Consider the following 13,075-nt stretch of genomic DNA (forward strand, 5'->3'; position numbering starts at 1 on the left):
TTTAAAAAAATCTTAAGAATTCACAATAAAATATAGTAGGTGCACAGTCAAATGAAAAATATGAAATCGAACAAATTAGGCACGATGCCGATGAATCGTCTTGTGCTGAATCTTTCTTTACCGATGATGATCTCGATGTTGATACAATCTCTTTACAACGTTGTGGATAGTATGTTTGTGGCTCAAATCAGTGAAGAAGCACTTGCAGCACTGTCTCTAGCTTATCCCATTCAGATGCTGATGATTGCGATCCAAGTAGGGGCAGGAGTCGGTATGAATGCAGAAATGTCTAGACGTCTAGGCGAAGAGAATAGAGAATTGGCCAGTGAGACAGCAAACAATGGTGTATTTTTAGGAGTCGTTCACTATATCATTTTTCTTGTACTAGGACTTACACTAGTACGACCGTTTTTTGAAGCTCAAACAGATAATCCGGAAATTATTCAGTACGGAATAGAATATACCGTTATTATTACAACTTTCTCAATTGGTAAGTTCATGCAATTTGTTTATGAGAGATCACTTCAGGCAACGGGTCGAACATTTTATACAATGATCACCCAAGGAACTGGCGCAATTTTAAATATTGCATTGGATCCAATCTTGATTTTTGGCTTATTCGGTGTTCCGGCATTAGGTGTCTACGGTGCAGCAATCGCTACCGTTGCCGCTCAACTCATCTCTGCACTATTGGCTTTTTATTTTAATGCTAAATTCAACGATGATATTGATATGCAGTACAAAGGGTTCAGACCCAATTTTAAGGTCATCAAGCGGATTTATGCTATTGGTGTACCTTCTATGATCATGACATCCATCACTTCTGTAGTAACACTTCTATTAAACAATATTCTCTTACAGTTCACACCTACAGCTACAGCGGTTTATGGTGTCTACATTAAACTTCAAGGCTTTGCTTTCATGCCAGTTTTTGGACTGAATAACGGTATGATCCCAATTGTTTCTTATAATTATGGGGCTCGAAACAAGAAAAGAATGATTAGTGCTATTAAAATTTGTCTGATCTATGCCATGAGCATGATGCTAATGGGCACGATATTGTTCCAAGCCTTTCCTGAACAATTACTAGCGTTGTTTAATGCGTCAGATGAAATGACAGCGATTGGTGTTTCTGCGCTTCGAACGATTAGTATTAGTTTCGTGCTAGCAGGCTTTAGTATTATTATAGGGACAGTCTTCCAAGCGCTAGGGAATGGTATGCTCAGCTTATGGGTAAACGTGATTAGACAACTCGTTGTACTCGTACCAGTAGCTTACGTGCTCTCGCTTTCTGGAGATGTACATTCTGTCTGGTGGTCGATTGTGATATCAGAAGCTGTGGCTGTGGTCTTTTCAGTTATTGTTATGCGCTATGTCTACAATAAGAAAATTCGTCCGATGTCTGACAACGAACCATTGAACCCAGAACGGTTTGCAAACGAACAAGTTTAAAGGGTCCAAGTCTTTTAATTCGACCTTCTCTTAAATCCTAAAAGCCTTTTATTCGATTTTTCAGCAAGTAGTTTGTTACAATGAAGTTAGAGTTTTCAAGAAAGTTTCATGATAACATTCAAATTGAGGAGAGACTGATATGATACCAAAGATTATACACTACGCTTGGTTTGGTGGGAACGAACTAGGAGAACTGGAAGAAAAATGTTTAGCTAGCTGGAAGAAATATTGTCCTGATTGGGAGATTATGCGTTGGGATGAATCAAATTTCAATCCAGAAGAACATGGTATATACACAAAACAAGCTTATGAAAGAGAAGACTGGGCCTTTGTCTCAGACGTTGCGCGTCTTTATGCTTTAAAAGAACATGGTGGAGTTTATTGTGATACAGATATGGAATTAATTAAATCCATTGAAGAGTTCAGAGACTTGCCAGCATTTTTCAGTTTTGAAATCGAGACAGAAATTTCGACTGGGATAATCGGAGCAGAACCCCATCATAAATTTATTGAAGAATTATATGATGACTATGATGGTCGTGAATTTATCTTGCCAGATGGATCAAGAGATGAAAAAACGAATGTCATCCGTATCACAGAAATCATGACAGAGCGTGGATTAAAGCCAGATAATACAAAACAAATTATTGAGAACTGCCACATTTTCCCTCTAGAGTATTTTTCTCCAAAAGATTATTGGTCTAGAGAAATCGATGCAACAGATAATACCTATGGTATTCACCAATTTACAGGTAGCTGGTTATAAGAATAGTATGACAGCAAAGAAGTTTTCAAGTGAGTACGTCGCCACTTGGCAGCTTCTTTTTTTGATTTAATAAACTCCCTTAAATAAAAAAAGAGTAAAAAAAGTAATTTTGAAGATTGATTTTAAAATCTATCTCTAGTAATAAACCTCATGATACAATAGAAAAGAAGTTAGGAGGCGAAGGGCATTGAAATTATATACAAACGGTAAAATTTATGTCGAAAGAGAACAATTCGCGACAGCGATGCTAGTTGATGAGGATTACATAAAAGTAGTTGGGAATCACGAATTAGTGGAAGCCTATCAACATCAGTCCGAAGTGATTGATTTAAAGGGGAAGACAGTTGTTCCAGGTATGAACGATTCCCATCTGCATTTTTTGATGACGGCTGAATACCTTGATATGTTGAAAATTACGGATGTCACTTCTATGAAGGCATTAATCGAGCGTTCAAAAGAATATATAGAAGATAAAGGACTAACAGAAAAAGACTTTCTATATACAGAAGGATGGAATCAGAATTACTTTACAGATATACAAAAAATTCCGGACAGAACCGATTTGGATAAAATTTCTACAACGGTTCCAATCGCAATGGTTCGAGTAGATCGCCATATTATGAGTTTAAATTCCAAGGCCATTGAAAGATTGAAACTGACAAAAGACTCTGTTTCTCAAAATGGTGGAGAAGTTCAAAAAGATGCTCAAGGTGAACCTACCGGGGTATTAACAGAAGGTGCAATGGATTTGGTGCGTCCTTTCTTGCCTGAAGCAAGTGTGGAGACTAGAAAGCTACAGCTGAAAAAAGCAATGAAACTAGCAAACAGCTTAGGGTTAACATCTATGCATACCAACGACGCTAAAGATGAAACGATTGAAGAAACCCTCTCACTCTACCGAGAGCTTGAAGAGGAACAAGCCTTGACCGTACGCTTCTATCAACAAATCTGGTTCAATGATGCTACGTATATTCAGCCATTTTTTGATAAAGGCTATATGTTCGGCCAAGGTAGTTTCTATAACAAGATCGGACCAATCAAATACTTTTCAGATGGTACATTAGGTGCTAGAACGGCTGCTATGCGAGAATCTTACTCGGACGATCCGGAAAATCTAGGGATTGAAACAAAATCTCAAAAGCAATTAAATGAAGAAGTGAAGATCGCTGTTGATCACGGTTTCCAAGTCATTATTCATGGGATTGGGGATAAAGGTGTGGAAAGAATATTAGATGCCTATGACGAAGCACTAAAAGGAAAGCCCAATGATCTCAGATTAGGCGTCAATCATATGCAAATAACAGGTCGTGACCTTGTAGATCGTGTGATTGATAGAGGATATTTGACCTATGTACAACCCATATTTTTAAATGACGATATTCCGATTGTGCTTTCTCGTATCGGTAAAGAGCGGGCGGAAACGTCTTATGCTTTTGGAACCTTAGCCAGAGCTGGTGTACACCAGTCCTTCAGTTCAGACGCACCGATTGTGTCCTTTGATCCTTGGGAAAATATTTATTCAGCCGTTACCAGAAAAAGGTTAGATGGTACGCCGGAAGAAGGCTTTTTGCCAGAAGAAGCCGTAGACATCTATACTGCTATCGACGCGTACACTTATGAGAGTGCTTATGCAAGTTTTGAAGAAGGAATTAAAGGTAGAATCAAACCTGGACAGTTAGCTGACTTCATCGTAATCGATCAAGATATCTTCACTTGTGATCCTATGAAGATCAAAGATACACAAGTACTTGCAACGATTGTTGGCGGCAAAGAAGTGTATAAGAAGGAGAACAGCAATGAAGAAAATAGAAGTTAAAGATACTTTGAAAAATCTGGTTCTGATTGTTATTGGATCATTTTTATACGCAATCAGTGTTAATGGCTTCACTGTACCCAATGATTTGGCAGAAGGTGGGCTGACTGGATTTTCACTGATCTTATTTTACTTATCGGATATCGAACCATCGTATACGATTTTTATCTGTAATATCTTTATCATTGCGATCGGATATAAATTCTTGGACAAGAAAACATTAAACTACACAATCGTAGCGAATGGAATTATTTCAGTTTTGCTATTAGTCGTTTCAGGTCCGAAATGGGCTTTTATTCCAGAAACGACACTGCTAGCTCCAATTGGTTCAGGGGTCTTTATGGGTGCTGGAATTGGGTTGATCATGCTGGGCCATGGGACGACTGCCGGAAGTGATATCCTTGCTAAAATTATGCAGAAATATATCGGTATCAATATTCCAACGTCGCTTTTGCTGATTGACATTTTCATTGTTGTACCAAGTGTATTCATTATCGGTGTCGAAAATGTTTTCCTTACCTTGATCAACTTATTTATTCAGACAAAAATGATCGATTTCGTATTAGAAGGATTAAATCCAAGAAAATCCTTTTTTATCATTTCGGAAAAATACGAAGAAATTGCGCGTCAGATTGAACTACAAATTGGTCGTGGGATTACAATACTTGACGGAAAAGGTCATTTCACTGGTAACAAAAAGCAGATTCTTTATATTATTATAAGCCGGAGAGAAGTGCTTACAATTAAAAGAATTGTAGAATCCGTCGATCCCAACGCATTTGTCACCTTATCCCACGTTCAAGAAGTTACAGGAGAAGGATTTACCTATCTATCCCAAGAAGAACAAGCAGAGAGAATCACAGAAGCAGAAGAACAAGGACTACAATAAAAGAGACGAACCATTAGGTCTAGATTGGAGTAGATAATGAAACAGTCAATTCTATCATTGAAAAAGGTTGGATTTCAAACGAGTAAACAAACCATACTTGAAGAGATCACGTTTGAAGTCCAGGAGGGCGAAGTTATTACACTGACAGGCCCTTCTGGAAGTGGGAAAAGTACGATATTGAAGTTGATTGGAAGTCTCTTCACACCTACTCAAGGAACCATTAGCTACAAAGGAGAGGATTTAGAGAAAATCAATCCTATGAATTACCGAAAAGAAGTTTCTTATTTCTTTCAAAATGCGGCTTTATTCGATCGGACAGTTAAAGATAACCTAGAATTTCCTTTCACCATACGCGATCAAGAAATCGATGAGGAAAAAATCAAAGCCTATTTAGAAAAGGTTGAGCTTTCAGATGGCTACTATGATAAACCGGTCACTGAGTTATCAGGAGGAGAAAAACAGCGGATTGCATTGATCCGTAACTTGATGTTTGAACCACGAGTCTTATTGCTAGACGAAATTACCAGTTCACTGGATGCAAAAAACCGGTCTATTATCTTACGTATGCTAGATGATCTGAACAAGAAAAATCAAGTGACGATAATTAAGGTAACCCATGATGAAGCAGAAATTTCCAACTCTAGTAGAGTGATTAAAATCAGAAATGGAAGAATGGAGGATTCTAATGACGAATAGTCTTGAAATTAGCAATACATCACTTCTTTTTTCGACTGGACTTTTACTAATTGCGATTTTTGTTGATTACAAACAAAAGCTGGGACTAGGAAATGAGATCTTCGTCGCAGGACTTAGAGCAGTCATACAGCTTTTCCTCATTGGTTATGTACTGAGTTACATATTCAATTTGGATAATATCTTGGTTACTTTTGCCATGGTATTGTTTATCGTATTCAATGCTGCCTACAATGCGCATAAAAGAAGCGAAGGGATTCCAAATTCCTTGAAAATATCCTTATTATCACTAGGAACGGGGACTGCTCTGACTCTAGGATTACTGATTTTAACAGGAACCATTGAATGGGTGCCTTCACAAATTGTTCCTATCACTGGGATGATTGCAAGTAACGCGATGGTTGCAGTGGGTTTGACTTACCGAGCGCTGAATGACAAATTCAAAGATCAACGACAACAAGTTTTAGAAAAACTAGCGTTAGGCGCAAATGAAAAACAAGCCTCTATGACCATTATCAGAGAAAGTGTTCGAACTGGTATGACACCTTCTATAGATAGTACGAAAACGGTTGGACTCGTGAGTTTACCGGGAATGATGTCTGGTTTGATCTTTGCAGGAATCGAACCAACAGAAGCGATTCGCTACCAGATTGTCGTCATGTTCATGCTAATAGCTGTAACCAGTATTTCGAGTGTAATCGCCAGTTTTCTAGCATACAAGCAATTTTACAACGAACAAAAACAACTGATTTTGTAGTTGAAGGGTCTAAATGATAGGCAAAAAGGCTGGGAATATGAAATTTGGTATATTACAGAATATATTCCGATTATGGTAAGAATGGGTTCTCTTAAGGGAATGTTACGATTAGTATGACAAGAACATTTCTACGGAAAGAATAAAGATACAGTAAATCTGTATAAGGTGTATGGAATATTGTATAAAGCGAACGAAGTTTTGCTCTTGTTACAGTTTGACATAAAACTCACCGATTGAAATACAACTGTAAAAAAGTAAGTGATATAATACAAGCGTACTAAAAAGGCGTAACAACAGGCGTTAGACCCTTTTATTTTATTCTAATCGTGGTAAGATTACATTCGGTCGCAGATAGATTGAGTATTTAGTGAATCTATCCTTCAACAATTAAGCGGCAGAAGTTGAGTATTTACACAATAAGGATAAAATGAAAAGGAGCACGACAAATTATGTCAACAGTGCAGAAATTTTTAATCAAAGCAGGAGCAACAATCGCGTTTGCTTCAATGTTTACTTTTGGAAATACGAGCGATGCTAGCGCTCAAGAAATGTCCGCAGACAACTGGGAACCAAGAACTGTTTCTGAAATTTCTTCAGAAATTGCAGCGCAAAAAGAAAATCAAGATGGAAACGACGCAATTGAATATACTTTCCAATGGGGAGATACATTGTGGGGCGTTTCAAAAGCAACAGATGTTTCTATCGATAAGTTAGCTAAAGTAAACGACATTGATAACCGCAGCATGATTCAAGTGGATACAAAAATTTACTTGAGTGGAGATTCTTCAATTATTTCAGTTGAAAACAACGATGAAGTTGTCAGCTATGATGTATCTGAAGAAGAGGTTGTAGAAACAGAAACACCTCAAGAAGTGCAAGAATCTGTAAAAGAAGAAGTTGTTGAAGAAGAAGCCGTTACAGAAGAAACACCTGAAGCGACAGAAACAACAGCACCTGAAGCACCTTCTGAAGATATATCAACGTCTTCTAGTGAAGCACAAGCTTCAGCTCAAAGTGGAAGAACCGTTTCTGTAGAAGCAACTGCTTATTCATTAAACCAGCCTGAACTAGGAAACATCACTTATTCAGGAATCGATCTTAGACAAAATCCAAACGTTATCGCTGTAGATCCAAGCTTTATCCCGTTAGGATCTAGAATCAACGTACCTGGATATGGTGAATTTATCGCTGGCGATACTGGTGGAGCTATCAAAGGAAACCGTATTGATATCCACATGACAGATATTCAACAAGCTTTACAATTTGGACGTCGCTCAATCGAAGTTCAAATCATCGAATAATAGTATAAAGTTAGAGCCTGACCAGATTCCATTCTGGTCAGGCTTTTTTGAACAAGTCTTTAGGTAAGGTAATGAGTTCTTGTAAATAATATGACGTCTTTAAAAATAAACTTTAACAAATTGTAAAAGTATTATTTTTTGAATCCAGACGTATTCATGTTAAGTTATATTTGAGAGAAGAAATTCTTTCAAAAAAATATGGATTAAATAAAGGAGAGAGTAGAAAAATGAAGAAACTTGCAAAACTGACAGCACTGACGATGACAGCCGGAATGTTGTTAGCAGCATGTGGAGACACTACCGACACCGATATGGATGATCCAGCTACTACAGACCCAGCGACAGATCCAGGTACGGGTACAGACATGGACGATGATATGGATGATGATGCAGATTTAGGCGATGACCTAGACTTGGATGATGATACAGATACAGATTCAGATAATGATTAATTGTTCCAAATAAACTTAGAATAAGTAAAATAAAAACTGAGAGCCTGTATAAGGTTCTCAGTTTTTTACTTAATTTAATAACATATTGGTTTTGACAACAACTTCTTTGTTTTTCATATAAACTCGAGGGATTCTTTTACCGATGCCACACAGTAATTCATAATGAAAACTATTTGTTAATTCAGCCATAGCGTAGAGCGACGGATAATCAGCAGCGGGATCTCCAAAGAAGACGATTTCGTCGTCTTCTGATATAGAATCAATATTTGTTACGTCTAACATAATTTGATCCATACAGATTCTACCAACGATAGGTGCTTTTTTCCCGTTAGTTGTTAGATACCATCGATTAGATAATTGTCTCGGGATACCATCAGCGTATCCAAGTAAAATCGTAGCGATTGTTCGCTTGCTTTCAGCAGTATAGGTACGTCCATATCCCACCGTATCTCCCTTAGAGATTGTTTTGATAAAAGCAGCGTGAGTCGTTAACTTCATAATTGGTTTCAAATCAATGGTACTTTCCATACTTTTATCAGGATGGTATCCATAGATAGAGATACCTGTTCGAATCATATCCAAGTGAAACTCAGGGTAGGCTAAAGTTGCAGCGGTGTTGCAACAATGTTTAAGATTGAATTTGATATCATTTTCTTCCAAAAAAGAAACAATGTTCATAAAGGTTTTAAATTGAGCTTTAGTAAAAGAAGGGTCTTCTAGATTCTCAGCGTCGGCAAAGTGTGTGAAAACACCGTCGAACAGAACAAATTCTGACTCCATAGTATGCATGACTTTCAAAGCTTCTTGATTAGAACGCACACCAATACGGGACATGCCCGTATCCACTTTTAAATGAACAGTCGCAACTTTCCGAAGGTTTTCAGCAGTTTTACGCACTTGTTCAGCAACAGATTCAGTGAAAACAGTCATGGTAATATTATTTGCAATGGCGGTCGCAATGGTTTGTTCTTCGACAGGGCCAAACATTAGAATCGGAACTTCAATGCCAGCTTCTCTTAATTCAAGTGCTTCATCAAGTACAGCTACTGCAAGATAATCCGTACCAAGTTCTTCCAGTTTTTTGCCAACTTCAACAGCTCCATGACCATACGCATCGGCTTTTACAACAGCCATAAATTTAGTTTGAGTATCCAGTAGACTTTTCATCTGAGTATAGTTATAAGCAATATGATCGAGGTTGATTTCAGCACGTGTAAAACGATAACTTCCATAATCCATTGTTCATCAGCATCCTTATGATTTGGTATTGTTTATTTTAACATGAATGAAAGCTGACATCGAAGTCATAATGCGTTAGAATCGTTATTCTTACAAAGTGTTGTTACAATAACCATAAATAAGATAAATAGATAGGAGATTTGAATATGAAAACAGGATCAAAGGCCTTTATAATCGTCATGCTTAGCTTGTTCATGGCAGCTTGTACCGATCAATCAGCTCCTGAAATTGCACCTGGTGCAAATGGAGATGCAGCAGAAGAGTCAACGGAAGAAACGGATGCTACAGGTACAGATGAACAAATGGCAGCTTTAGATGTGGATCTTTATAATGGAGACTCTCAAAGAGCAGGTAATGCAATCTTTGACGAAAGTGATGGCAACGTGATGCTTACATTGAATTTAGAAGACGTATCAGCAGGAGAAATAAGTATTCAAATTCATAGTAGAGGTGAAGCGACACCGCCAAGCTTTGAAGATGCCGGAGATGATTTCCAGGAATTTGAATTACCAGATCTTGAGGTCTCCGAAGGTGGAGCAGTGAATCAAACCTTTGAATTAGAAGGCGTATCGCTTTTACCAGAAGCTGAAGGGACCTTAGCCACAGAAGACGGTTCTTCTATTATTATTTTAAATGGTTCGGGTAGTCCAATCATTGGAGGGGTTATATTTCCCCCACAATAAATAAAATTATGCTGGTTTGTCTATCCAAGACAAATCAGTTTTTCTTTATATAGAACCTTGTTCTTGAACGCACTCTTCGGTATGATAAGAACAATTCTATTTAAAAGGGGATCATCAGATGACGATCAATGAAAAGCTGTTAACAGCATACAAGGAAAAATTTAACGCAGAACCTTCCAATCATGCGGTCAAGCAAGCCATTGCGAAAGTAGGGATTGCCGATGCTTCCATCGATAACAATAGGCTTAGAAGACATTCTTTTATTTTCTCAAACGAAACAACGCGCGGTGAGATTACAAATCAGAAATCTAGTGGACGCTGCTGGATGTTTGCGGCATTAAATACAGCCCGAGTAGATACTATGAAAAAACTAGACGTGAAAACTTTCGAATTTTCACAAAACTATACGTTGTTCTGGGATAAACTTGAGAAATCTAATTATCTGTTAGAAAATATTATAGATACAGTTGAAGAGCCATTAAATTCGAGACTCGTGCAACATTTACTGTTTGATCCTATTCAAGATGGTGGACAATGGGATATGTTTTCTGGACTTCTTGAAAAATACGGTGCTGTTCCAAAATCTGTTATGCCCGAAACTTATCATTCTTCAAATACGAGAGAATTGAATACACTTTTAACAGCGAAATTGAGAGAATTTGCTGCTAAAATACGTGAAGCACATAAATCAGGTGCATCAAGAGAAGCTTTACTGGAAATAAAAGAATCGTCCCTTTATTTTGTGTACAATTTACTGGTGAAAACACTTGGAGAAGTACCGGAAACGTTTACTTATGAATATAGAGACAATCAAAATGACTTCCACCGTATCAAAGACATCACCCCTCAAGACTTTTTCAAAGAGTATGTTGAATGGGATTTGAACGACAGAGTTAGTCTAATCAACGCTCCTACAGAAGATAAACCTTATGGAAAAGCCTATACGGTTAAGTATCTTGGAACTGTAAAAGAAGCGAAACCAGTCACTTATATTAATGTACCGATAGATGTCCTTAAAAAAGCAGCTGTTGCAGCTATCAAAGATGGAGAACCTATCTGGTTTGGTTGCGATGTAGGAAAAATGCTAGATCGTAAAGCAGGGATTATGGATCATCACGCTTACGATTACGAGGCAACACTAGGGGAAACCGTTGAATTAACGAAAGCCCAGAGATTGGATTACGGAGAAAGCTTATTAACACATGCAATGGTATTCGTTGGAGTTGATCTAGATGAAGACGGGGCACCAATTAAGTGGAAAGTAGAAAATAGCTGGGGAGATACTTCAGGAGATAAAGGGGTTTATTCAATGAGCGATCAATGGTTCGATGAATACAATTACCAAATCACTGTCAGCAAAAAATATGTAGAGGAACAATGGTTGAAAGCACTAGAAGAACCCGTTACAGAATTAGAACCATGGGATCCAATGGGCGCACTTGCTATGATGCAGTAAAATACCTGAATCGATCTTATTTTAAAATTTAAAAGATGCTCGTTAGATGTATAAAACATTTAACGAGCATCTTTTTTAGAAGAATGCCATATATAAATGAATGGATGAGCCAATCGCTCCTCCAATCACAAAGTACATAATCATTTGAATAGGAACAAACCATTTAATTTCCGTTAGGTCCGTTTTATTCTCCGTGGAGACTCTTGAAAGAAAAAAGTACCCGATACCGACAGTGATTCCAAGCAGTGGCAACATCATTTGAACTTGTTGCGGACGCCATAATCCAAACGATACCCCTATGACAAATCCCAATAGCTGTAGTAATCTACGACTTTTTTTAGAAATCATAACCAAACCTCCTCTATTTCAATATGCCCACAAATTGTATCACATAACGAAATAGAATAAAGGTATAAAAAAATAAAGATAAAAGGCTTGTAATCCTATACTGTGTAATATATAGTATTGTGTATAAGGAGGTGTCGAGTTGGACACGCAGTTAAAAAAAGGATTAATTGAATATTACATCTTAGCAAATTTGAATTATGGAGATTCTTACGGGTACGAAATTGTAAAGACCGTTTCTTCTCACTTACCAATCACCGAGTCCACCTTATATCCTATTTTAAAAAGGTTGGAAAGCCAGGGGAAGGTGACTACTTATTCCAATGCACATAACGGGCGACTGAGAAAATACTATCAGATCCAACCAGAAGGACTCAAAAGTATTCAGGGATTCTTAGATTCTTGGGAGAAAGTTCAAGCGATACATGAATATATTAAAAGGAGTGTAGAAGATGAATAGAATTGAATTTATCAAAACATTGAGCAGTCAGTTATCTTACATTATGAGACCAGAAGAAGTTCGAGAATTAGTGGATTATTATGATGAAATGATTCTTGATCTTATGGAAGAAGGCATGACAGAAGAGAAAGCAGTCAGTCAACTAGACACACCTGAACAAATCATTGATTCGGTTAAAGGAACACCTCTTGAGTGGAATTTGCCGATATCCAAGAAATTCAGTCCATACCTTGTGATTCTCCTGATTTTAGGATTTCCGCTCTGGGGTTCACTAGGATTGGCAGGAATTTTACTAGTATTCAGTCTCTACGTTGTGATTTGGTGTATTCCAGTTATAACTGGAGCTCTTGCCTTCGCAGGGGTCGCAGGTGGACTGGCGAGTACGATCTTAAGCCCATTAGCTTTAATGGATGGATTTCATATAGGATTGACTCAGCTTGGAATTGGTTTGATGCTATTTGGAGCAGGCCTACTCATTACATTGATAACGATAAGCATTAGTAAACGGTTTGTTAGGTATAGTCAGAAAACAACAAACTACTTTAAAGAAAAAATCTTTCATCAAAGAGGTGCATTCAGTCTATGAAAATCGGGAAAACTTTTTTAACGAAACTAAGTGTCGCTTTTATGGTTATTGGTTTATGTATTTCTTTTATAGGGTATGCAATGAGTGGATTTGATACTGAAAACTATACAGACAACCAAAATAGCTGGTACAGAGTCGTTCGCTTCGAATAAACGACTTGAAATCGTTGACAATAAAATAGAG

At 37.6% G+C, this 13,075-nt stretch carries 15 protein-coding genes; 13 read left to right on the top strand and 2 right to left on the bottom strand.

The features are described 5' to 3' along the window. Window positions 1–51 precede the first annotated feature (51 nt). From LG377_RS02670 to LG377_RS02705, 8 genes are all read left to right on the top strand, one after another. Entirely contained in the window at window positions 52–1,452 is a 1,401-nt protein-coding gene (locus tag LG377_RS02670; RefSeq protein ID WP_225743172.1) for an MATE family efflux transporter, read from the top strand. A 139-nt stretch (window positions 1,453–1,591) separates the two neighbouring features. Then, window positions 1,592–2,218, top strand: coding sequence for a glycosyltransferase family 32 protein (locus tag LG377_RS02675; RefSeq protein WP_225743173.1), 627 nt, complete (start codon window positions 1,592–1,594; stop codon window positions 2,216–2,218). A 187-nt stretch (window positions 2,219–2,405) separates the two neighbouring features. Next, complete coding sequence (locus tag LG377_RS02680) at window positions 2,406–4,034, top strand: amidohydrolase (RefSeq protein WP_225743174.1); 1,629 nt, start codon at window positions 2,406–2,408, stop codon at window positions 4,032–4,034. Then, entirely contained in the window at window positions 4,015–4,920 is a 906-nt protein-coding gene (locus LG377_RS02685; RefSeq protein ID WP_225743175.1) for a YitT family protein, read from the top strand. The genes LG377_RS02680 and LG377_RS02685 overlap by 20 nt, the downstream gene beginning before the upstream one ends. Window positions 4,921–4,956: 36 nt before the next feature. Next, the gene (locus LG377_RS02690; RefSeq protein WP_225743176.1) at window positions 4,957–5,616 is read left to right on the top strand and encodes an ATP-binding cassette domain-containing protein; all 660 of its coding nucleotides are present in this window, start codon (window positions 4,957–4,959) and stop codon (window positions 5,614–5,616) included. Further along, window positions 5,606–6,370 (top strand): iron export ABC transporter permease subunit FetB, encoded by a 765-nt coding sequence (gene fetB / locus LG377_RS02695; protein WP_225743177.1) that lies wholly within the window; start codon window positions 5,606–5,608, stop codon window positions 6,368–6,370. The genes LG377_RS02690 and fetB overlap by 11 nt, the downstream gene beginning before the upstream one ends. A 449-nt stretch (window positions 6,371–6,819) precedes the next feature. Next, a complete protein-coding gene (locus tag LG377_RS02700) occupies window positions 6,820–7,671 on the top strand; it encodes a 3D domain-containing protein (RefSeq protein WP_225743178.1) in 852 nt (283 codons plus the stop codon). Window positions 7,672–7,898: 227 nt separating this feature from the next. After that, on the top strand, window positions 7,899–8,123 hold the full coding sequence (locus LG377_RS02705) for a hypothetical protein (RefSeq protein ID WP_225743179.1): 225 nt from the start codon (window positions 7,899–7,901) through the stop codon (window positions 8,121–8,123). Between the two features lie 69 nt (window positions 8,124–8,192). On the opposite strand, the gene alr is transcribed toward LG377_RS02705, so the two are convergent. Then, window positions 8,193–9,362, bottom strand: a complete 1,170-nt coding sequence (gene alr / locus LG377_RS02710) for an alanine racemase (protein ID WP_225743180.1) — start codon at window positions 9,360–9,362, stop codon at window positions 8,193–8,195. 146 nt (window positions 9,363–9,508) lie between these two features. Here alr and LG377_RS02715 point away from each other — a divergent pair, with 146 nt between their 5' ends. Together LG377_RS02715 and LG377_RS02720 are read left to right on the top strand one after the other, a co-directional pair. Further along, window positions 9,509–10,045, top strand: coding sequence for a hypothetical protein (locus LG377_RS02715; protein ID WP_225743181.1), 537 nt, complete (start codon window positions 9,509–9,511; stop codon window positions 10,043–10,045). 118 nt (window positions 10,046–10,163) lie between these two features. Beyond that, window positions 10,164–11,501, top strand: coding sequence for an aminopeptidase C (locus LG377_RS02720; protein WP_225743182.1), 1,338 nt, complete (start codon window positions 10,164–10,166; stop codon window positions 11,499–11,501). Between the two features lie 75 nt (window positions 11,502–11,576). On the opposite strand, the gene LG377_RS02725 is transcribed toward LG377_RS02720, so the two are convergent. Continuing rightward, window positions 11,577–11,849 carry a hypothetical protein gene (locus LG377_RS02725; protein ID WP_225743183.1) on the bottom strand — a complete coding sequence of 91 codons (273 nt, stop codon included), beginning with the start codon at window positions 11,847–11,849 and terminating at the stop codon, window positions 11,577–11,579. Between the two features lie 139 nt (window positions 11,850–11,988). Between LG377_RS02725 and LG377_RS02730 the strand changes: the two genes are divergently transcribed. Genes LG377_RS02730 through LG377_RS02740 form a run of 3 tightly spaced genes read left to right on the top strand, consistent with a single transcriptional unit; the run spans window position 11,989 to window position 13,044 of the window. Beyond that, window positions 11,989–12,306: a PadR family transcriptional regulator gene (locus tag LG377_RS02730; protein ID WP_225743184.1), complete on the top strand. Its 318-nt coding sequence runs from the start codon at window positions 11,989–11,991 to the stop codon at window positions 12,304–12,306. Further along, on the top strand, window positions 12,299–12,892 hold the full coding sequence (locus LG377_RS02735) for a DUF1700 domain-containing protein (RefSeq protein WP_225743185.1): 594 nt from the start codon (window positions 12,299–12,301) through the stop codon (window positions 12,890–12,892). The genes LG377_RS02730 and LG377_RS02735 overlap by 8 nt, the downstream gene beginning before the upstream one ends. Further along, a complete protein-coding gene (locus tag LG377_RS02740) occupies window positions 12,889–13,044 on the top strand; it encodes a hypothetical protein (protein ID WP_225743186.1) in 156 nt (51 codons plus the stop codon). The genes LG377_RS02735 and LG377_RS02740 overlap by 4 nt, the downstream gene beginning before the upstream one ends. Window positions 13,045–13,075 lie beyond the last annotated feature (31 nt).

Origin of the sequence: Marinilactibacillus sp. Marseille-P9653 (assembly GCF_916618885.1) — a bacterium.
Lineage (GTDB): Bacteria > Bacillota > Bacilli > Lactobacillales > Carnobacteriaceae_A > Marinilactibacillus.